This is a genomic window from Paenibacillus sp. V4I7, assembly GCF_030817275.1.
Lineage (GTDB): Bacteria > Bacillota > Bacilli > Paenibacillales > NBRC-103111 > Paenibacillus_E.
In genome coordinates, this window is sequence record NZ_JAUSZD010000002.1 from 5,528,171 (window position 1) to 5,550,726 (window position 22,556).

A 22,556-nucleotide genomic window follows, 5' to 3' on the forward strand; every position below is an offset into this window, starting at 1 on the left:
TTAGAATGTCACACGAGGTCTAAATTTAAACGCATGGCAAGATTAAGAATCGCGCCTCTTGCTTCTGCATCTGTTTTGACTTTTTCGTACAATTCCTCAAAATTAGTGCGGTTTTGAATAAATTCCGGTTCGGTTTTGATAGCTGTTTGTGTCCAGTTGATCAAGACATTCTCGGCTTGGGTAAGTTCATTGTAAGCACGATGCAAGCCGACACGCTCAATAATTTCTTCCATCTCTGCTTGCCCAACTTCTTTCCCCTTCCTCTTTTAATTCCGCAATCCGTTTATCCGCTTGGTTACTAATTTGCAGGAAATGCTCTCTTGAGGCTAGATAATCAATTTGTGCTTTAGAGTGTTTCTTTTTCATTGTCATCACCTTTGTCATTTAGTAAGTAAGAATTGGGTTTATTGTATCAGGCCTGTCCATAAAACACAAAATCCGTCCGGTTGACTGCGCCCATCCACTTTTGGACAGACATTATATACCTTGAGTTTGCATACCTTTTATCATCATGCTCTCTTTATAAGGAAAGGAAGGAACGTCTATGTGCGGAATAACGGGTTGGATAGATTGGCGGAAAGACTTGACCGGGTACCCGTCCATTCTAGAAAATATGACGGAAACGCTCCATTTGCGTGGACCTGATGCTTCTGGTACTTGGATTTCACAGCATTGTGCCCTCGGCCATCGGCGTCTTAGTGTAATGGATCCGGAAAACGGCGCTCAGCCCATGGTACGGAAACAAGGAGACTACACGTATACGATCGTATATAATGGCGAACTCTATAACGCACCTGAACTCAAAAAGGAGCTCGAACTTCGTGGACATCATTTCCGCACGACCTGTGATACAGAGGTGCTGCTTGTTGCCTTTATTGAGTGGGGAAGAGCTTGTGTAGATCGACTTAATGGCATTTTCGCTTTCGCGGCCTGGAATGATCAAGAACAATCCCTTTATTTGGTCAGAGATCGGCTTGGCGTAAAGCCGCTTTTTTATTCTCATCAAAATAGTGTGCTTCTATTCGGTTCTGAGCCGAAGGCCATACTCGCACACCCCGACTTCGAAGCAGAGGTTGGTGCGGAAGGCTTGGCCGAAATCTTCGCAGTAGGTCCTGCTCGCACACCTGGTCATGGGATTTATCGCAACATGTCAGAGCTCAAACCAGGACAATGCGCTGTATTTGACCGCAACGGCTTATCCATTCGTACGTATTGGAAGCTCGAAAGCCACCAGCACTCCGACGATATCGCTGCTACGGCATTGCAAGTTCATCAACTACTTAGAGACACATCCCAGCGTCAACTTGTGTCTGATGTACCCATCTGTACTCTTCTATCGGGTGGTCTTGACTCTAGTGCGCTTACTGCACTTGCCTCTGCTCATTACAAGAATAGCGGGCAAGGCGCTCTGCATACCTTTTCCGTTGATTACAAAGATAATGACAAGCATTTTAAAGCAAACATATTCCAGCCAAATTCCGACGCACCTTGGATTAAACGGATGACGGAGCATCTAGGAACCGAGCATCATTATATTGAATTCGACACACCCGAGCTTGTGGAATCACTGAAAACAGCGGTATTTGCCCGCGATACACCAGGGATGGCTGATGTCGATGGGTCTCTTTATTTATTTTGCCGTGAGATCAAAAAAGAAGCGACGGTTGCCATATCCGGCGAAGCTGCTGACGAAATATTCGGTGGATACCCTTGGTTCCACAATGAAGAAGCTTTGGCTGCGGGCACGTTCCCTTGGTCTTTAAAACTGAACAATCGAGTCGACCTGCTTGCTCCCGATTTTGTAGATTGGATCAAACCAGTCGAGTATGTCAGTAATCGATACCAGCAAGCGCTCAGCGAAGTGCCGCGGTTAGCTGGGGAAACGCAGCAGCAGAACCGCATGCGAGAAATGTCTTACTTAAACATTACCCGCTTCATGCCGACACTTCTAGATCGAAAGGATCGAATGAGTATGGCCGTCGGACTTGAAGTTCGCGTCCCCTTCTGCGATCACCGTCTTGTCGAGTATGTCTGGAATATTCCCTGGGAAATCAAAACATCGGGTGATCGGGAGAAAGGTATTTTGCGCAAAGCGCTCCAAGGTGTTCTTCCTGACGATGTGCTAACTCGCAAGAAAAGTCCTTACCCAAAGACACACAATCCTAATTATTTAGCAGCGGTGAGAAAATGGGTGTTGGAAATTCTGGATGACCCTAGCTCACCCTTACTTCCCTTCATTGATGTTAAGAAAATCCGCGCACTTGCCAGTTCAGAGTCGAATGATTTCGATCTCCCTTGGTTTGGTCAGTTGATGACAGGCCCTCAACTATTTGCCTATTTGGCACAAGTGGATACCTGGTTACGTTCCTATAAAATTTCCATCCGATAAAAAAAAACCTGCTACCCACCAATGAAGTGGAAGCAGGTTTTCTTCATGCTATTACCCGTTCTGATCAGGAAGTCTATCCAAGAACATACGCAAAGCTTTGGCTCGATGGCTCATCTCATTCTTCTCTTCCATCGTTAATTCAGCCATCGTTCTCCCAAGAGCAGGGATATAAAATAAGGGATCATAGCCGAAGCCGCTTTCGCCACGTTCTTCCCCAATAATATACCCATGGCAAGAGTCCTCCGCTTCAATCACTTCATTCGCTACAGGATCGATGAGTGTAAGCGCACAGACAAAGGAAGCTTCGCTCAAAAGCTTTGGGTGCTCTGCGTCAGCAGGTAATCCGTCTACAGAATCTACCTCGCTTAATGCTTGCAGCAGCTTAGCATTATTGTCCGCATCTGTAGCGTTCTCTCCAGCGTACCTGGCTGAATAAACACCCGGTTCACCGTTTAAAGCCGCTACACACAGCCCAGAGTCATCGGCAAGGACCGGCACATGAAGATGTGCCGAAATAATCTGCGCTTTAATCCGTGCATTTTCTGAAAACGTCGTTCCGCTCTCCACGATTTCCGGAAGATCGGTATAATCCGTTAAGCAGCGAACTTTGTAGCCTTTTGCGCCAAAAAGCTTCTCAAACTCTTTTACTTTGCCCTCATTACGCGTTGCAATGACAACGAAATTACTTTGTAGCAGCATGATGTACACCTCGAATGCGATCAGCGATCGGGCCTAATACTTTAGACTGCTCTTCAATCATCGTATGGATGCCTGTTTCAGCAAGAGCAAGCAGTTCATCCAGTTCCTTACGGGAAAAAGGAGCATCCTCGCCCGTTCCTTGAATTTCTACGAATTGACCCTGCCCCGTCATCACGACGTTCATATCTACTTTAGCGTGTGAATCCTCTTCATAATTCAGATCCAGCCGCGGTGTTTGGCCGATAACACCAACACTCACAGAAGCCAGAAAGTCGTTAATCGGGAACTTGGCTAATTTTTTGTCTGTCGCCAGCTTATCGATGGCAAATGCCATAGCAACAAAAGCACCGGTAATTGACGTTGTACGAGTACCACCATCCGCTTGAATAACATCGCAATCCAGCGTGATGGATCTTTCGCCTAAAGCTTCCAAATTCACCACGGAACGAAGCGCACGGCCAATAAGACGCTGAATCTCCATGGTACGTCCACCAAGCTTACCTTTGGCAGCTTCACGCTGATTTCTAACCTGCGTAGCTCGAGGCAGCATCGAATATTCGGCTGTTACCCATCCTTTCCCTTGACCTTTCATAAAAGGTGGGACGCGCTCTTCAATTGTCGCTGTACAAATCACTTTGGTATCCCCGACCTCAATAAGCACCGAGCCTTCCGCGTGTTTTATATAATGAGGGGTTATTTTCATAGGTCGCAGTTCTTGATTCGTTCTTCCGCCAATTCTCATAAATGTTGTTCTCCTCCTGTTGCTTCCATCAGAAGCTTTGTTCCTACGCCCCATTGTAACAAAGTAGTCAGCGAAAAGCATCCTAAGTCAAAAACAATGATGCCGAACATTGATTATAATGCTGAGAAAACCCCTATGCAAGCGACTTGTCAGAGACAGCGCCTTGCATAGAGGTCGTTAGAACCGGGCAAGCTTTTTAAAGCTTAGCCGGATTAATATGAGTTGTTTTAGTTACAGGTTTCACAGCGCCATCCACTTTAATTTGGACTTGCTTAAAGCTTGTGTTCTCAGTCAATGAAAGAATAACAGATTGCATAGCTTCAGCGGATGCTTTCTGATCAGCGCCAAGGAATTTATTGGAGAAGTCAACGGTTATAACACCATCCGATGGCTTAATGCTCTTCACTTCCGTTGTAGCATTCAGAACAGCAGCCAGACCCTTCTTCTGATCAGGACCTTTGATCAACTGTTCGACAACCGCTTTCGCGACATCATCCGTCCTTTTGACGAGCCTTGTAACAGGTACATAATATTTGTAATTTTGATCATTTTGATTCAAGAAATAGAGTGTAACCGGTGTGGATTGACCAAATTCAGCATCCTCAGCCTTCTCGATGTTGATCCCCATAGAGCGTGCAAGCGGTGTATCCAGCGGTGTCTTCCCTTTCGGCATCTCTTTCAGATCTTTTCCATCTACGCGCAGCTGTACTTTCTCTACGGTTGGGAAGCTCGTCAGATTCCAAGTGATAGCCTCCAAAATCTTTCTCTCATTCGGTCCATCGTAATTGAGAAACTCCTTAGAGAAATCAACTATGGCACGCTTGTCTGATGTAACATTCAAACTAACAACCTTCGTACCTTTAGGCAGCAGCGCTTGGAAACCCGATGGAAGCAAACTTGCAACCGGACCTCCGTCCACCATGTACTCGAGAGTCGTTTTGGCAACAGAAACCGTTTTTGGTAATCCAAGACTAAGTGGAGCAACGAATCCTTTAGCATCTTTCACATAAACCGTCATCTGTGATGAATTGTCCTCGATCATATCGATCGTAACGGCCGCTGATGTCGTCTTCGCGTCAGCTTCCGCACCCGTTGTCGGAGGTGCATCGATGTCACTTTTCTTCCCAGTGCCCAGAACCGAACATCCCGTGGTCAGCAAGGCAATTACCCCCGCGATAGCGGCTGAACGAATCCAATGTTGATGTTTCATTAGCTTATTTCCTCCTCCAAGTTTTCGCAGAAGCTTTCTGAAGCATCTGCCCTGTATTTTCTTTGTATGGCCTGTACAATGCTTTTTCGTATTATTATGTATACGAGGCTTTGTCCGATTTATAACTACTTTTTGTCCACATTTGAAAAAAAGTCATGCACCAGGTTTTAAACCTGTAGCACATTGAAACAAAAATCCTGGGAGTTAATCCTTCGGCATCTTTTAAAGATATGCTATACTCAAAAATAAAGAATTGACTTAATTTGGAGGCGCTTCAATGAGAACATTCCTTAAAGAAAAAGCAAACATTTTCAACGAATTCCGTGAAGAGGTTTTTAGTCACTATTCCCAAGCTGTCATCGAAGACGCCGTTGCTCGCTTACTCGTCGAAATCAAAGGAATTAAGAAAATTCCCTATGAAACGATCACAACGACTCTACTTGGAGTATTAAGCAAAACAGAAACCTATAACGTTATGTCCACGCTCATGGAGCTCCAAAAGAAGGTCAAACATGATTCCGAGCTTCTAGCTAGTATGAAGGATCCTGCCTATAATGTTCATCGCACCATTGCTATGTCCATCTGTGGACTATATGGCAGCGGCGCGATTTCTCTTTTTGGATTTATGGATTGCAAATTCCGTTTCTTCTTTCCGAACAAACGTCCTAAATCTTTCATTTCCAAAGGGATCTGTGCCATTGTTGCTTCAACTGCAAGTTCAATCATTTCTGAGAATGTGAAAGAGGACTATACCACACGTAACCTGGCTCTGTTCGAGTCGAGAGGCGTGGCTTTGGAGGATATGGTGGATATTCTGGATCAGCTTCAGCGTCCTTACAATCCGAATATGGAGCGCAGCCTTTGTGAAGAGCATGTTCTTGCCGTATTACGAAAACAGCAAACATTCCACGCCCTTCAATTGGCGATCAAAATTGATACAGCCGTCGAAGCCGGAGAATTTAACCCCCAATATAATCATATTGTTGGACAAGACGAAGGGCTTTTCGGGGTTGATGAAAGCATCGCAACAGCCGTTCCACTCATGTATGGGACCATTGCACTCACGAATTTCGGATACTTAGACAAAGAGAAAATCGGGATTATTAAAGACCTCGACAGCGATCATTCTGAAGGAAAATGCAATACATTTATCGATGATATGGTATGCGGTGTCGTAGCAGCCGCCTGTGGCCGTTTGGCGCATAATAATATTCCTACTTATAGTAAGCCTTTGAAGTGAGTAAGTAGAAGATGCTGGTTATTGAAGAGTTGCCGTAGAGTGCTGAGTTGTAGGGAGAATTGATTAAGTGCTGTAAGGAATCGAGCGAGAGGCTTTAGGAATAGCCAAGGATACTGAGTGTTCGTCGGAACCCTTTTAACGGAACGTGAATGCCTTATTTGCCCTAAAACGCCCATTTTCATGAGTAAGAGGAACGAGGATTCGCTAATTCCCTATTTTCATACAAAAAGCCTAATTTTCTTGAAAATAGCGTACTCTAATTCCGTTAGAATCGAGATACATGCATTTTCCCAAAAATAGCGGATTCTAGTTCCGCTATAATCGAAATACCTTCGTTTTCCTAAGATATAGCGGATGCAAGTACCCATGGAATGGACGATGCACTTCCCCTGAAAATAATAAAGCCTCCAAAACCACATAACGGGTCTTGGAGGCCTTCTGTATTTACTTCGATATCGCGATATATTGAATGAGCTCGGCAGCTGGGTCTACCTGCTGGATGCGGCCTTCTGCTTCCAGCAGGATGAGGTGAGCGATCGTCTCCGATAGCGCGAACCTCATCTGGTGTATGCTCAGCCGGTCGCCGAACGTCGCACGGCACACCTCATAAGCGCTAAGCGGCGCGCTTAATTCCCCCTCCATGAGCGCAAGCCGCTCATGATGATGGCGCACAAGCTCCTCTGCGCGTGCGCCAAAGCCGGACCATGGCTCCCGGTGCCCCGGGTAAGCCATCTTCACAGGCAGCCTGCCGATCTCCTGCAGGCTGCTGAGGTACGCGCCGAGCGGGTTTTCTTCCACCTGCGGGAGGAAGGAAACGTTCGGCGATATTTGCGGCAGGACATGGTCGCCGCAAAAGATCACCTCCGCCGCGGCGTCGTAGAAGCATAGATGACCCGCGGCGTGGCCGGGAGTCTCGATGGCTTCGTACACGCGGTCTCCGAGGCGCACAGGCCCTTCACGCAGCACCGTTACCTGCGGCTGCGGCGACACCAGCGAGACGAAGCTCACCATGTGCTTCGTCATCTCGATCAGCCCGGCTTCCGGGAAGCCGTGCCGGGCAAAGAGCGTCAGGAGCAGCGCCGACATCGGCTGCTCCGGGCCCCACAGGAGCTGCACCTGCGCTAGGCCCGTCTCCGAGAGGAGAACCGGCGCGCCCGTGCGCTCCTGGAACCAACCCGCCATCCCGTAGTGGTCGGGATGGTGATGGGTGAGCACGATCTGTTCCACGTGCTCGAAACCGATCCCGCGCTCCTGCAGCACCTGCTGCCAGAGCGCTTCCGCATCCGGGGTGCGGAGCCCCGGATCAATCACGGTATACCCGCCCCTGCCGCGTACGAGGTAAGCATTCACCCACCGCAGAGGGAAAGGCAGCGGAACCTTCACTTGCGTGATCTCATCCGTATGTTCAGTCACGATGTTCATTTCCGAGTACTCATCCTTCCTTATGCCCTACAAAAATCAACCGGCTTGATGCTTCAGCATCATAAGCCTGTCCATCATATTCACCGTATACATGATCAATATGTAATCCCGCTTTTAACAGCATAGCTTCGAATGTTGTTCGATCATATAACTTCACCTGCTCCAGATATTGCCGATCAGCAGTACCCTTTTGCGAAATCACAATCCGTTTACGCACACAGCCATCTTCAATGGTTCTTGCTTCACGAATCCATAGATCTTCTTCCCTCCGCTCCGATTGAGGAACGAGATTCGATTGAACATAAACCGGATTCAAGAAATCGATGATGAAACGGCCGCCCTCTTTTAGAAGCCGATGAATTTCATGAAGCACCTTCTCGTTTTGTTCATCCTCATCAAAATAGCCAAACGAAGTAAACAAATTCACGACAGCATCGTATTGCCGGTCAAGCGGTACTTCACGCATATCACCGCGCAGCCATGATACTTGCTTTCCAGCATCTAGCTTAAAAGCCTCATTCAAAAGTACCTCGGATAAATCCACGCCCGTTACGTCGTAACCGAACTCAGCCAGCGCCATAGAATGGCGGCCCATGCCGCAGCATAAATCAAGCACTTCCGCTCCTTGTTTCAGCCCCAGCCAATCAATCATCTTCTTCACTTCATGATAAGCACCTTGCAAATCTCTGTGTTTATAAACAATTAAATAATCATTCCCAAAACTTTCCTGATACCAAGCCATTTCTTCACACCTTCAGTTTCTACGATTTATACATGTTAGGAATATCAAATGATTGCAATTTTTGCTTCACAATACGCAAACCGTCAAACGCTTCTTCTTTGCTAAAATTGCCTGCTTGCAGGAGTTCTTCTTCCATAGCCATTAATTTTTCGTAAAAGATTACACCTTGTTCGAGCACTACGGATTGGTCCGGATGATCCTCCATATAATGGAATAAAACATCCTCTACTTTGGCGTAATTGCCCTGTTTCTCATAATGCGCGAAAAGAAGCCCCTTGATCTCCTCCGGAATGATCCATCCTTGAAGACGTTCCAAGCTCTGGTTCAATCGGGATGTGATCTCATCGTTCACTTCATCCATAGGTTCAACTTCAGGTGAGAGCGATAGGTGAAGCAGCAAATCAACAGATTTGAGATAGGCATGATAAGCCTCGTCAGTCTGGTCATGCCGCTGAAGCAGGTCACCTTGTCCTGCAAACATATCACTAAGCACCAGTGCTTTCGCGGTATCCAAGCTGCCATGATAGGACAATAAATCAAGGATATCCTTACTCGATAAAGCCTGCAAAGAGCGAATATTCAGCCCCAATAGATGGCGACTTGCTTCATCCAGCTGCTGCTGGGCATCTTCTAAAGGGATGTGTTCCTTATTAAAAAGTATGCGATGCAGCACCACGGTCATTTGCTCAATCTGCCGCATAAAATAATCCCGCTTGAACATCTTTTGAGCCTCCTTTGTCAAAAGAAATGCTTCATTTTAGCTTACCACGCCTCGGTAGGAAACTCAAAAGCGGATATCGCCTATTTTTGAGCATATACCGCACCATTGACAACAGCCCTTCATAAACTAATTTTGACTGTATCCCTAAACCTTGTAATTCCCAATACCCGAGCAAGGAGGGGTGACACACATCCATGGGCAGCGACCACAAAAACAAATTTCTACTTACTAACCGCGAAAGAGAAGTATTCGAACTCTTAGTACAAGACAAAACCACGAAAGATATCGCGCAGCAGCTTTTCATAAGCGAAAAGACTGTGAGAAATCACATTTCCAACGTCATGCAAAAGCTGAACGTAAAGGGTCGTTCACAAGCGGTTGTAGAACTGATCAAGCTTGGGGAATTAAAGATCTGATTCCATCAGCAGAGGGATCCATGTAAGCCTTTGAGCCTCCTTATGGAGGATTCAAGGGCTTTTATGTTTCGCAGAATAGTTAGAAATCATAGTTAGCACCAAATATTGAAAGTTTTGTTAACCCGACATTTCGACAACAAGTGACGTCAAGCATGTACTATGATACATATACAATTCACTCTTAAGGAGGTAATTATGTTAAATGGTTGAAGCAACCAATGATCAAAAAAATATATTTTCACTTTCAAAGCTTCTGAATATAGAACCCAAAATTCTGCTTAGACTTTGCCATTATATTGAATCCAGAGGACATTTCTTTACGAAATCAGATGAGGGTACCATTCAATTTAATGATAGAGATATCGCTGTTATCCTAGCCCATTACTGAAGGGCTTTTTTCTTTGTGCTACGGTATAAAACAATTAACGTAATTTATGTAGTCCTTCATAAGGGCCACTTAGATTCGATTCGCTATATATAGAATGAACAATCAATCTAATAAAACTTATAGCACTCTTCGACAGAGTCTGAGAAGCTGAAAATCGACTACTCAGCAGACTGTCCCGCGCGTCCATGCAGATTAAGCTCGAAAATCGTGCTTAATCTGGAGCACACGAATAAAAAAGTAGCTGCCAAAAAAAAAGCCAAAGATGCCTGTGAGATAAACAATGCACGCAGAGTTTGCCGACCTGTGACGCAATGATGAAAAGTATCGTTACAGCATTAACATGATGATTGAACTCCCTTTCAACAATGTAATACATCGTTCCATCAACCTTTTATGAACAGTTATTTGCCCAATCTCCCTCGAAACGATGCAAAACATCGATGCAGCAATCGCAATGCTACCTCAACTTGAATCTAACGATGAAATACATCATTGCAGCAAAAGTGGCTGTGCAAAAAGTCGCCGAAGATGACTGTGAAATAGGCTTTACGGCAAAACAAAACCAAAAAAGAAGCCCCATAAATCTGTGTGGGCTTCTTTTCTCATATTATTTAATCGTGATGGAGGTTACGAGCTTGTTAACACCTTTAAGCTGGATCAGATTCCCTTCCTTAAATAGGGCCAAGTTGCCGGAAAGCGTGACACCAGAGGATACCTGATAGATTGTTGTTTGTTCCCTACCATTAATGGTTTGAGTGATGGAAATCGTTGCAAGTTCACCTTGGGCATTGAGGGTAGTTCCTTTTAACTTTCCTAAAAGGTCAAACGGTAAATTCGCATCGATCATTTTGGTGACTTCAATGTAAATGACTTTATTATCAGAGGTGCGGATATCGACTTCATCGCCTACTTTTAAATCAACTGCTCTGACCTTCACGCCGTTCCGATAAACAACGACATCCGGATGAAGTGTGAATACGGTTGTGACTCCCGACTTCGTGAGCTTCAGTTCATTGTTGCTCACCACGGCGCTTACCGTACCGTTGTTTGTAATGGGTTGAACCATTTTGGTCACTTCAATATAAATGACTTTATTTTCGGTCGTTCGAATATTGACTTCGTCTCCAACTTTCAAATCGGTAGCATTGACTTTCAATCCATTGCGATAGACGATAACATCCGAGTGAAGTGTTAACTCAAATGTAACACCTGACTTCTGAAGCTTAAGCACGTTATTGCTGACAACTGCGCTAACGGTCCCGCTATTCGTAATGGCTTGTGCCGTTTGCGTTACTTCAATGAAAATGACTTTATTGTCGGATGTGCGAACATTCACCTCATCGCCAACCAGCAGGGAGGAAGCATTGACTTTCACGCCATTCCGATAAATAACCACATCTGGATGCAGGGTGTATGAAGTGGTAACTCCTGATTTCGTAAGCTTCAGCACATTGTTACTAACGGTCGCGCTAACGGTCCCGCTGCTTGAAATAGGTACAATCGATTTGGTGACTTCGATGTAAATGACCTTATTATCCGAGGTGCGAATATTAACTTCATCACCAACTTTTAGGTCATTCGCACTCACTTTAATGCCGTTGCGATAAACGACGACATCCGGATGAAGCGGTAGTCTAGAGGTAGCTCCAGCCTTCGTTAGCGTCAATGTATTATTCGTAACGGCCGCACTTACAGTGCCGCTGTAGATTATGGATTGCACGGCATTGGTCACTTCGATGAATACAATTTGACCATTAAATGTGCGTGCTTTCACTACGTCTCCAACTTGCAAAGCAGATGCGTTGACTTTGGCCCCGTTCCGATAAATGAAAACGTCTGGATGCAGCGGATAGGTTGATGTTGTGCCTGAACTCGTAATACTAAGCGTGTTGTTGGTAACAACCCGGCTTACAGTTCCATTCATTGTGTTATTCCCTTGGTCTGGCATTTGACCGCCCGTACGATCTAACAAAGCTGCGAGCTGAGCCCGTGTTACCGGTTGATTAGGCCTAAACGTGTTGTCTTCGAAACCATCGACCAAACCTTTCTCGATGGCAACAGCTACATAACCCACAGCGCCTGCAGGAATTTGTTTCGCATCTTTAAATGGCAGCGTCGTGTTCATCTTCGCCTTCGCCTGAGCTTCCAACTTCAACGCTTTAACTAAAAGTGTCGTCGCCCAAAGCCGGTCAGCTTCCTTTTGAGGCTGAACCATATCATCATTTTCCGAGAATAAATCATTTTCTAAAGCTACAGCTACATAACCGACTGCCCAAGAAGGAACTTTATCCGCATCTTTAAAATTAAGACGAGTGCTCATTTCTGCTGCTGATTCTGCTTGGCTGCGAAGTCCCATCAGACGAACCGCAGCCGTAATCGCTTCAATGCGTGAAACGGTATTGTGCGGTTTAAAAGTACCATCCTCATACCCTTCAAACACACGCTTCGATGCTAAGCTCGCGATATAGCGCATCGCCCACTCCGCACTTTGCAAATCGTCAAAGGTAAGATGAATCTCAACCTTACTGTCATCTTTTTTATTTCCATTATCTTTGGCTAGAACGGCTGTGCCGCTTCCCATGATCATAACGCAAGCAAGACCCGTCGCTATTACTTTTTTGAGCATCACGCTTCACGCACTCTCCTTCTTTATTTGAATACTACATGTATCAGAAGAATTCGTTAGTATGGTTATTTTTAGGAGGGTATCCTTTTATTTTCCATTGATAAATTTTCCTTTATCCAGCCAATACAATGATCAAGTGAATCTTAACTAATTTAGCATACGAGAAGTAAATAAACTGTCATATTCTGTACCGCTGGCGATGACCCTCACAATATGCTATGTTGGAAGAAATTGTGAGCAAGGGAGCGAAGGCAATGACGGACATAGCGCTGGATCTATCTCATTTTCATCCCATTCTGAGGACTTGGTTTGCTTCTCGTTTCGGTGAACCAACAGATGTTCAGAAGCAGGCGTGGAAACAAATACGTTCTGGCACACACACTCTCATCTCTTCCCCAACAGGCTCAGGTAAAACGCTGGCAGCTCTACTGCCTTGTTTGGATGGAGTTATCAAAAAGAAGCAGGAACTTGAGGAAATTTACACAGCCGGTGTTCGCGTGCTTGTCGTGACACCACTCAAAGCGCTGAATAACGATATTCATGATCATTTGATTCATTTTATGGCCGAAATTGAGGAGACTGCTTCCTCTTTCGAAAAGGAAACCGCCTGGAGGGGACTCACGATTGGGGTTCGTACCGGCGATACCAAACAAAGCACTCGGGCATCGATGCTGAAACAGCCGCCAGATCTGCTGGTGACCACGCCAGAATCATTGTATTTGCTGCTGACTTCCCCGCGCGCAAGAGAAATGCTAAAGAGCGTGGAACAGATCGTCGTCGACGAAATCCACGATCTGGCAGCGGACAAGCGCGGTATGCACTTGTCGCTCACGCTGGAACGGCTGAACGCGTGGTGCGGGCGATCCGTCCAGCGGATCGGCGTATCAGCCACGCAAAAGCCTATCGAGCGGGTCGCTCGTTATCTCAGCGGCTGGGAAGCTGACCAGCCGCGGCATGTAGCTATTATCGAGAGCAAAGCCGAGAAGCAGTACGCACTTCAGGTGACGATGCCGGAACCTGCCCGGGCTGGGGCTGATCAAGAGGCGATATGGACGCCTCTTGTCGAGCGCCTGCTGCAGCTCATGGAAGGCTGCAGCACGGTGCTTATCTTCGCAAATAGCCGTAGGCTTTGCGAACGACTGACCTTGCGACTCAATGACCATGTCGGTCATGAGATCGCGAGTAGCCACCACGGCAGCGTCGCCCGCGAGAAGCGGCTCGAGGTCGAGCGCTTGCTCAAGGCTGGCGAGCTTCGCTGCCTGGTTGCCACGTCGTCGCTGGAGCTCGGCATCGACGTCGGCCATGTCGATCTGGTGATCCAGATCGACTCGCCTTTCACCGCTGCCGCAGGCATTCAGCGGATCGGCCGGGCCGGCCACGCCGTCGGCAGCGTCAGCCGCGGTGTGCTGCTTGCGCGCAGCCGCAGTCTGCTGCCGGAGCTGGCCGTGCTCAGCCGGCGGATCGCGGCGCGCGACATCGAGGCCATCCGCATCCCGCGGGGCAGCCTCGATGTCCTCGCGCAGCAGCTCGTCGCTATGGTAGCCATGGGAGACGAGCTGGATGTGACGCGCCTAGAGCGCCTGCTCGCGCAGAGCGACTCCTTCCGCGAGCTGCCGCGCGAACGCTGGCTCGCAATGCTTGAGGTGCTCGCAGGACTGTACCCCTTCGTGCGTCCGCTCATCGCATGGGATCGCGAAACTGGCCGCTTAGAACGGTTGGCTGCCACACAGATGGCCGCGCTCACCGGCGCGGGCACAATCCCTCAGAGCACGGCCTATCCCGTGCATCACAATGAAACCGGACTTCACCTCGGTGAGCTAGATGAAGAGTTCATCCACGAATCGTCTATCGGCGACGTGTTTCAATTGGGTACGGCTTCTTGGCGCATCGTCCGCAAGCGTCCAGAGCGCATTTATGTCCAGGAAGCCGATAACCGTTACAGCGAAGTCCCCTTCTGGCGCGGGGAAACCGGCGGAAAGTCGTTTGAACTCGGCGTTCAAACAGGGCAGTTATGGCGAGAGCTGCGTGATCGTTTGCAGCCGCTTCCTCACACTCAAGCTGATCTCAACGTCCAAGACTGGCTCATGGATCATTTTCACTTTGATTCGGAGGCTAGCCATGCTCTCATCGGTATCGTTCGCAATCAAATCGCTGTAAATACAGTTCCAACAGATACAACGGTTGTCATAGAAACCTTTGCGGATGAAAACAATCAAACACACTACATTTTGCACAGCCTATTCGGTCGCAAGCTGAACCGTACTTGGTTAATGGCCATTGATCGGCACCTTAAACAAAAAGGGCTAACCGCTATCTATACCAATGCGAAAGACAATGGCATCGAGCTTATTTTCCCCAGCTTCCAGGAATCGATTTTGCAGGCCATCATGTCCATCTCTTCTATAGAAGCGGAACAGTTCATCATTGAAGCTGTAGCCGAATCCGGTATGTTTGGTGCTGCTTTCCAACGACTGGCAGAAACATCCTTGCTTCTTTCCCGCAGCTTCACACGTATCCCCGCTTGGATTAAGCGACTGCGCGGACAAGAACTCATGAAGGAAGCACTACCATTCAAAGAACGCTTTCCTTTGTTTCAGGAAGCCATGCGAGAATGCCTGGAGGAGCATGTCGATATTCAGCATCTTCAGCGCATTATAGAAGCTATTCATACAGGAAGTATCCAATTTGCCGTTCATCGCAACCATTTCCCATCGCCGCTCGCTGCGCAATTCAAGTTCGACTACGTGTCGCAGAAATTATATGAATCCGATGCGTTAACGCAGGATTTACAGGTTGAATTACTTGGCTTTAGCCGCCAAATGGCAGCCGATATTTTCGGATCAGAGGCGATCCGCAGCGCTGTTAGCCCTCAAGTCATCGAGGCAGAGGAACACAAACTCGCCCTGACGGATGATCCTTTAGCTTCTGCACAAGAGGTGTTTCGTTATTTGAAAGAACGTGGCGATTCCTCATTGGCTGAACTCGTCAAGGCTAGTTCAGCCTCCCATACAATCGTTTCAGCATGGATCAATGAGCACCTTGGGCAAGGAAATGCAGCAACAGCCTTCTTCACCAAAGAAACACGATATATTTGCAGTGATGAATTGGAATTCTATTCTTCACTCTCCGATTCTACGGTTGCCAGATCGTTCGTGTTTCAAAGATTTGCCGACGGGAAGCTCTCTTTCACAACTGCTGAATTGGCAGCACGTTTTGAGGTAGAAGCTGACATCGCAGCCGATTGGGTTCAGAGTGCCGTTCAATCCAGTGCGTTAACTGTCGCACCTTTTGCTGATCCAGAAATCGAAGAGCTGTGGACGAGCAGCAAGGTCGCTTCACGATTAATTCGTCTGTCCCTTCAGTCCTATCGACGTAGTGGCGAGGCTGTATCCCCTTCCACCTATATGACGCATATGCCGCTTAGGCGCAAACTCGCAGATAGAACTGACGTTCCAGGAATGGAACTGCTTCGCGAAATTATTGAAGATTTGCAAGGCTTCTTCCTGCCCGTCTCACTGTGGGAGTCTGTCCTATTTCCGACTCGCCAGCTATCGTACCGCAAACAGGACCTAGACACCTTATGTTCTTCAGGTCAAATTGTCTGGATAGGCCGCAAAGAGCCCGACGAAAAGGAAGGCCGCATTGCCTTCTTTCTGGCAGAAAGCAGCTCTCTGTATGAGCCCTGCCTCACAATCGCAAACCAAAGACCAGCCTCACACCCTGAGCTCCTAAGCCTTTTGCAGGAAAAAGGGGCCATCTTTCTGAGCAAGCTGGGTATTGAAACAGGGCGAGCTCCATCTTCGTTATTAGAGGAGCTGCTGCAATTAGTGTGGGATGGACAGGCAGCCAACGACCAATTCGCTCCGCTTCGACTACATGCCGCAGGAGCTTCTAAGAAACCGGATAAATTCCAGTCAGGCCTTGGCCGCTGGTATCCTCTCGATTCCCTGCTTAGCCCTGCCTTCGATAAGCAAGCGTCCGCCATGCAGTGGACGCATCATCTGCTGGAGCGTTTTGGCATCATCACCAAAGATCTCGTCTCTGCTCACTGTCCGTTTCCATGGGAAGCCATTCAGACAGCGCTTCGTCAGTTGGAAGAGTGGGGACTTGTTGTTCGCGGGCTATTCATTACCGATTTACATGCTCTGCAGTTCGCATCCAAAGAATTCATCACTCTCCTGTACCAACAAACAGGTAACACTTCCGAGAGTCAACAAAAATTCACGCTTTTAAGTGCTGTTGATCCGGCTAATCCCTTTGGACTGATAGTCCCATGGCCTGAGGTTTCGAACATTTCATTTTCACGTAAAAGCGGCAATTACTTAGCCCTCAAAGGCAGTGAGTGGTTGTATTGGATCGAAAATAATGGCAAGCGAATTTATCAGATTGCACCAACAACGAACCAAAATGTCGATCAGATGACCATCGTCCACGAGTTAAAAAGTATGTTTCGCCAGTTCCTTAAACAACATCAACTACGTAAAATCGTTATCGAAACGTGGAACGGTGTACGTATCGCAGAAGCGCCCGAACAGGAATATTTAAAACTTCTAGGCGCAGAAAAAGACCGCACCAACTTAGTGCTTTGGCCAAGCCAATTAAGCTGAGTGCGGCCTACTCTTACCTTCTGCTTTAACTGCGGTTGTAGAAGCACATGGATATCGGTTACCTAGCTGGACATGACACGATAATTGAATTATGATCAAAAGTCAATTCTCGATTAACCATTCACATGGTATTATATGAAGGAACCTTTTATCGATGTAGGGTTACAGCTGCAAATTATCCATATTCATACAGGTTTAAAAGAAGAAATCAGGGGGAATTAAATCGTGTTCAGAAGTAAGCGCTTCCGAGACAATTGGATTTTAATTCTGATCATCTCCAGTATTCCCGGACTTATCTTCGGCGGCGTGATTTATTGGCTTGCCGGCGATCGTCTTGAGAACGAGCTGCTTCAGATGCACAATAAACAGATTCAACTAAGAGCAGCCAATATTGACGAGCAGTTCGCTTACTTGGAGACGTCGGTTATGCATTGGGGATTTGATCCAAGTTTCAGTTACTCATCAGCGAGTTTAAATCTATCGTATGATTTCGAGATTGCTCGCAACATCACACAGACATTAGCTAATATGAAAGGCGCCAATCCACTGGCTACGGAAACAGAATTATTCTTGGAAGGGGCAGCGCCCGTAAGGTTTCATCCGCAATACGAGGCATTAACCAGTGCTGTACAGATCGACGGATACAGGAAATTGCTCGCGAATGATAAGAAGGTTTTCTGGTCCCAGCATACTTCGGAGTCCGGACTTCCGCGTGATAACTCATTGTCGTTAATGGTAAAAATACCTGAAACCGACGAGAATCCGTTTGGGGTCATCGCAGTTCGGATCGATACCGCGAAGGTCGCCAAACTGCTGCAAACGTTAGCCCCATATAACGACGGGGGTACGTTTCTGTTGGAGGAAAATGGCGATCAATTGCTGTCTAGCTCAGGGAAAGGAACAGCATCGCAGCTAGATGAAGCTATTAAGAGAGAGGTACTTGCCAGTAAGACGAAATCAGGATCATTCCTGTTTGATTGGAACCAAACGAAATACACTGTAGCCTTCGGCACCATGTCGCGCGTCGGTACCTCTTGGACTTATGTCACTGCGTCGCCAATTAGCGCAATTACCAAGCCAGTCGTTTTTATTTCTCAATTGATCTTGACGCTAAGCATCGGGATGCTGCTGCTCGCGTTCGTGTTATCTTGGTTGGCTTCACGGCGTATCTATTCACCTATCGCACAGTTAGTCAGCTTACTGACTGGAAATACGGCTTTAGCGACACTCCGGAAAGAACAAAATGATGATTTTAAGATTATTGAGAAAGAATGGCTGCATCTGACTAGAGAGAGCATGACACTTCAGAATAAGTTGGAGCAGCAGCTTCCTCACCTCAAGGAGGGCTTCCTGCTTCAACTTGTCCAAGGGTATCTCTATTCCTACTCTGAGCAAGCTCTTCTTGAGAGGATGCGCAATTTCGGCTGGTCGGTGGATAATCGGCAATATGCCGTGCTGTACATTCAATTAAGCGGATTTGAAAACTTGGAAGGACGCTTCTCGTCTGGCGATGAAGGACTCGTCACTTTCGTTGCTGCCAATATTACGATGGAGCTCGCATCGAGCCATTTCGAGCAAGCAGAAGTGATGAATTTCCACGATTTGTCTGTCGGTCTCCTCATCATCGTTCCGGAAGAAACCGATCAGAAGGAAGCGATCAGATCCTTTAGTCAAGAACTGACTCATGGGATTCATCACGTGCTCAACATGTACGTATCGGTCACGATCGGCAGTCTCGCTTTGTCCGTCGTTCATGTGCCCTCCCGCTTCGAGGAAGCGATGCAGGCGTCAAGCATGCGCCGTTTCGAAAGCCGGAACCAAATTATCGACCTGGAATCTCTGGATGAGCATGATAAAGAGAACCACGAGATTCATTATCCATTCGCGCTCGAAAGAGAGGTCATTCAAGCGATTCGAACCGGGCAGAATGAAGAAGCAAAGCAGCTCATTCAGGCTTTCTTGGAAGAACTGCTTGAACGCGGAGCCAAGGTGATCGACATTCAGCAAGGAATGCTCCAATTGCTCGGCAGCATTCTGCATGCCATTCGGCTTACGGGTATGGATCCGAACCGCATTTTCAAATCGGCAAATTTGTACGAACAATTGATGCAGTTCGGAGATCCGCAGAAAATGATTGCTTGGTTCAACGACAAAGTAGTATGCCCCTTCATGAAAGAACTGGAATCGCGATCCGACGTGGAAGTGAAAAGGACTGTGGAAACTGCGATGATTTATCTTCAGAACAATTACATGAAGGAAATATCTCTGGACAGCTGCGCCGACTACGCGGGCACGAATACGGTTGCGTTAAGCAAAGCGTTCAAGCAGGTCAGCGGTAAAAATTTTATTGACTATTTAACCGAGCTGCGTATTGAAAAAGCGAAGGAGCTTTTGCGTGACACGGATATGAAAATCAACGATATCGCCGAAAAGGCTGGATATCAGCCTAGCTATTTTAACCGGATCTTTAAGAAACAAGAAGGCATAACGCCAAGCCAATATCGGGAAATAAACCGAAAATAATAGCATCATGCCCAAACCGCCAGTAATGGCGGTTTGTTTTTTGGTTGAAAAAAAGTCTTAATCCCGCAAAAAAGTGAAATGTCCCGTCATGTATGGAGTTAGAAAGTGTGGTTGAAGGAAATTCCCATAGATACTAATCTTGAACCAAGACCTAAACAAATTCGGAGAGGGGGAAAGAAAACATGGGAGAGAAAAAGCAACTCCGCATGCATTGGTTGGAGGAAGAACTACCAAACTCTTGCGGTGTTACGTGGGGAGTACCTTGGCACATAGGTGAATTAAATCGGTCGCAAGCTGGTACTTTCACCCTTATTGACCCGTCAGGAAGCCCGCTCGCGCTTCAAAGCTGGCCAACCGCTTATTGGCCTGACGGCAGCGTGAAATGGACAGCGCACGCCGCATCGTTCGATAAACCTGAAAGTGAAGGCTATACACTACAAGCCGCCGATGAACAGTCTATAGCGATCCATGCGAGATCCCGTATGAAGGTTTCTCAATCGGCTGATGCAGTGACTGTCGATACCGGAGTCATCCGGTGTATCGTCGGAAAACAAGGAAAGTCATTCATCCGCGCTCTATATCACGGGGAGAAGCTGATCAGCTCGGATGGTTCACTCGTCTGTATTCGCGAAGAACGACGAACGACATCGAGTGGACGTCTTTACCAGGAAGAATCGTTTCGTGGCGAGGTCACATCCGTAACGATCGAACAGGAGGGCCCTTCACGGGTCGTACTCATGGTGGAGGGCGAGCATATCTCCAAGAAAGCCGATCGTTCCTGGCTCCCCTTCCGGCTGCGTCTGTATTTCTACGCCAATCAAGCATCGATTCGGATTGTCCACACCTCATTGTTCAATGGAGATCCACAGGAGGACTTCGTGAAAGGGCTTGGCATCTCTTTTGCTTTGCCGCTGAAAGCCCCCCTTTATAACAGGTACGTTCGTTTTGCGGGCGATACAGGCTTTTTCAGTGAATCGCCCCGGCATTTGTCGACATGGCGGACGAAAGGCGTCTACATGGACATGTTCTGGCGTCAGCAAGCTGGGGAAGCGATTGCATTTGATCATGAGAAAGATGCGAAATTCAAAGCGCTGCTTGATGATTCCGCTGCCTGGGACAGCTTTAAGTTGATGCAGCTTTCCGCCGACTCCTATTCTGTCGTCAAGCAAACATATGAAGAATGCAGCCCAGTGAAGGCCGTCAGTGGTAACCGTGCGAAAGGGCTCGTATATGCCGGAGACACTCACGGCGGGCTTGCAGCAGGGCTGCGCAATTTTTGGCAAAAGCATCCATCGTCTTTGGAAGTAACCGGTATGACGAAAAATGAAGCCAAGCTAACACTCTGGTTCTGGTCGCCGGATGCGGCAGCTATGGATATGCGTCATTACGATACAACAACGTATGTGGAATCCGCCTATGAGGGATCGGAAGAGCTGCGCAGTACACCATATGGAATCGGAAATACGAACGAGCTTATGCTGTGGTGCTGCGATGGGACACCCGCTGCTGCCGACCTTGCAAACATGACTAGCCATGTTCAAACCCCGCCGCAGCTCTTATGTGAGCCTGCACGTTATCATGATACGAACGTATTCGGTATCTGGAGCTTGCCTGACCGCAGCACGCCTGCTAAAGTTTGGATCGAAGATCAACTCGACGCCTGTTTGAGCTTCTACAAGCAAGAGGTTGAGGGACGGCGATGGTACGGTTTCTGGGATTATGGAGATTTCATGCATACGTACGATGCCGTACGGCATGAATGGAGATACGACGTAGGCGGGTTTGCCTGGCAGAACACCGAGCTTGTGCCGAACATCTGGCTTTGGCTCTCGTTCTTGCGGTCGGGACGTGCAGATTTGTTCCGCATGGCGGAAGCCATGACGCGTCATACGAGTGAAGTGGATGTCTATCATTTGGGAGAATATGCAGGGCTCGGGTCTCGGCATAATGTTGTTCACTGGGGTTGCGGATGCAAGGAAGCGCGCATAGCAATGGCGGGTTTACATCGTTACTATTACTTCTTGACTGCAGATGAACGTATTGGAGATATTTTGAAGGAAGTGGCCGATGCTGATTTCGCCACCGTCGGAATCGATCCGATGAGAGCTTATTTCCCGAAGGACGAGCATCCTACCCACGTGAGGAGCGGTCCGGACTGGGCAGCCTTCAGCTCGAATTGGATGTCGCAATGGGAACGCTTTGAGAATTCGAAATACCGAGATAAGATCCTGCAAGGGATTAAGAATTTGAAGGCCGCACCGTTCCGGCTCTTATCAGGCACGACATTCGGATACGATCCGAATACTGGGATTCTTACTCATATCAGCGACGGCAACTACGGATATCATATGGTCATTTCCTTCGGAGCGCCGCAAGTATGGATAGAGCTTTCGCAACTGCTCTCCGATCCTGAATGGGATGACATGCTCGTAGAATTCGGGGAATTTTATTACCTAGAACCTGAGGAAAAGTTAGCCCGAACGAATGGGGTCATCGATCATACTAAATTCAGCTGGCCGATGTTTGCGGCATCGATGGCGGCTTACGCAGCCAACCGACGAAGTAATGCTGCTCTGGCTGCGATAACATGGCAGATCATGCTGGAGAATCGTCTGCCGGGGGGCAGCGAGGACGCGACGCGAACCTATCAAGTGCCGGAGCACGCGTATGTCCGACCTATTCAAGAACTGCCGAGCATCACAACAAATGTAACGTCGCAATGGTCCTTGAACGCGATCATGTGCCTGGAGCTAATCGGGAACGAACTGCCGACGGAGCTGAATGCTGAATATCTGAGCGCTTCCTATACCGCGGATCAGAAGAAATAATCG

Annotated in this window: 16 protein-coding genes; 7 read left to right on the forward strand and 9 right to left on the reverse strand. The window is 47.5% G+C overall.

Annotated elements, in window-relative coordinates; genetic code table 11:
* Positions 1-8: 8 nt before the first annotated feature.
* The gene (locus QFZ80_RS25830) at positions 9-233 is read right to left on the reverse strand and encodes a hypothetical protein (RefSeq protein WP_307561786.1); all 225 of its coding nucleotides are present in this window, start codon (positions 231-233) and stop codon (positions 9-11) included.
* On the reverse strand, positions 217-366 hold the full coding sequence (locus tag QFZ80_RS25835; RefSeq protein ID WP_307561789.1) for a hypothetical protein: 150 nt from the start codon (positions 364-366) through the stop codon (positions 217-219). Before QFZ80_RS25835 ends, QFZ80_RS25830 begins: the two co-directional genes overlap by 17 nt.
* A gap of 178 nt (positions 367-544) precedes the next feature.
* On the opposite strand from QFZ80_RS25835, the gene asnB reads away from it, so the two are divergent.
* The gene (gene asnB, locus QFZ80_RS25840; protein WP_307561790.1) at positions 545-2,389 is read left to right on the forward strand and encodes an asparagine synthase (glutamine-hydrolyzing); all 1,845 of its coding nucleotides are present in this window, start codon (positions 545-547) and stop codon (positions 2,387-2,389) included.
* A 51-nt stretch (positions 2,390-2,440) separates the two neighbouring features.
* On the opposite strand, the gene QFZ80_RS25845 is transcribed toward asnB, so the two are convergent.
* The 3 genes from QFZ80_RS25845 to QFZ80_RS25855 all read right to left on the reverse strand — a co-directional run bounded on the left by QFZ80_RS25845 (position 2,441) and on the right by QFZ80_RS25855 (position 5,040).
* Complete coding sequence (locus QFZ80_RS25845; RefSeq protein WP_307553190.1) at positions 2,441-3,088, reverse strand: XTP/dITP diphosphatase; 648 nt, start codon at positions 3,086-3,088, stop codon at positions 2,441-2,443.
* Positions 3,072-3,830 carry a ribonuclease PH gene (gene rph, locus QFZ80_RS25850; RefSeq protein WP_171644825.1) on the reverse strand — a complete coding sequence of 253 codons (759 nt, stop codon included), beginning with the start codon at positions 3,828-3,830 and terminating at the stop codon, positions 3,072-3,074. The genes QFZ80_RS25845 and rph overlap by 17 nt, the downstream gene beginning before the upstream one ends.
* Positions 3,831-4,026: 196 nt before the next feature.
* Positions 4,027-5,040 carry a GerMN domain-containing protein gene (locus QFZ80_RS25855; protein ID WP_307561792.1) on the reverse strand — a complete coding sequence of 338 codons (1,014 nt, stop codon included), beginning with the start codon at positions 5,038-5,040 and terminating at the stop codon, positions 4,027-4,029.
* 277 nt (positions 5,041-5,317) lie between these two features.
* On the opposite strand from QFZ80_RS25855, the gene QFZ80_RS25860 reads away from it, so the two are divergent.
* Positions 5,318-6,280 carry a phosphatidylglycerophosphatase A family protein gene (locus tag QFZ80_RS25860; protein WP_307561794.1) on the forward strand — a complete coding sequence of 321 codons (963 nt, stop codon included), beginning with the start codon at positions 5,318-5,320 and terminating at the stop codon, positions 6,278-6,280.
* 444 nt (positions 6,281-6,724) lie between these two features.
* Here QFZ80_RS25860 and QFZ80_RS25865 read toward each other — a convergent pair whose 3' ends face one another.
* The 3 genes from QFZ80_RS25865 to QFZ80_RS25875 are packed head-to-tail and all read right to left on the reverse strand — an operon-like array spanning position 6,725 to position 9,165.
* Complete coding sequence (locus QFZ80_RS25865; protein ID WP_307553186.1) at positions 6,725-7,702, reverse strand: MBL fold metallo-hydrolase; 978 nt, start codon at positions 7,700-7,702, stop codon at positions 6,725-6,727.
* Positions 7,703-7,712: 10 nt separating this feature from the next.
* The gene (locus QFZ80_RS25870; RefSeq protein ID WP_307553185.1) at positions 7,713-8,444 is read right to left on the reverse strand and encodes a class I SAM-dependent methyltransferase; all 732 of its coding nucleotides are present in this window, start codon (positions 8,442-8,444) and stop codon (positions 7,713-7,715) included.
* A gap of 19 nt (positions 8,445-8,463) precedes the next feature.
* A complete protein-coding gene (locus tag QFZ80_RS25875; protein WP_307553184.1) occupies positions 8,464-9,165 on the reverse strand; it encodes a DUF6483 family protein in 702 nt (233 codons plus the stop codon).
* 194 nt (positions 9,166-9,359) lie between these two features.
* On the opposite strand from QFZ80_RS25875, the gene QFZ80_RS25880 reads away from it, so the two are divergent.
* Both QFZ80_RS25880 and QFZ80_RS25885 read left to right on the forward strand, forming a co-directional pair.
* Positions 9,360-9,581, forward strand: coding sequence for a helix-turn-helix domain-containing protein (locus QFZ80_RS25880; RefSeq protein WP_028556998.1), 222 nt, complete (start codon positions 9,360-9,362; stop codon positions 9,579-9,581).
* Positions 9,582-9,783: 202 nt separating this feature from the next.
* Entirely contained in the window at positions 9,784-9,969 is a 186-nt protein-coding gene (locus QFZ80_RS25885) for a hypothetical protein (RefSeq protein ID WP_307553183.1), read from the forward strand.
* Between the two features lie 607 nt (positions 9,970-10,576).
* Here QFZ80_RS25885 and QFZ80_RS25890 read toward each other — a convergent pair.
* The gene (locus QFZ80_RS25890; RefSeq protein WP_307564242.1) at positions 10,577-12,595 is read right to left on the reverse strand and encodes an S-layer homology domain-containing protein; all 2,019 of its coding nucleotides are present in this window, start codon (positions 12,593-12,595) and stop codon (positions 10,577-10,579) included.
* A 254-nt stretch (positions 12,596-12,849) separates the two neighbouring features.
* Between QFZ80_RS25890 and QFZ80_RS25895 the strand changes: the two genes are divergently transcribed.
* From QFZ80_RS25895 to QFZ80_RS25905, 3 genes are all read left to right on the forward strand, one after another.
* Positions 12,850-17,202 (forward strand): DEAD/DEAH box helicase, encoded by a 4,353-nt coding sequence (locus tag QFZ80_RS25895; protein ID WP_307561796.1) that lies wholly within the window; start codon positions 12,850-12,852, stop codon positions 17,200-17,202.
* 225 nt (positions 17,203-17,427) lie between these two features.
* Positions 17,428-19,725: a helix-turn-helix domain-containing protein gene (locus QFZ80_RS25900; RefSeq protein WP_307553181.1), complete on the forward strand. Its 2,298-nt coding sequence runs from the start codon at positions 17,428-17,430 to the stop codon at positions 19,723-19,725.
* Between the two features lie 182 nt (positions 19,726-19,907).
* Entirely contained in the window at positions 19,908-22,553 is a 2,646-nt protein-coding gene (locus tag QFZ80_RS25905) for an exo-rhamnogalacturonan lyase family protein (RefSeq protein WP_307553180.1), read from the forward strand.
* The last annotated feature ends 3 nt before the right edge of the window (positions 22,554-22,556 follow it).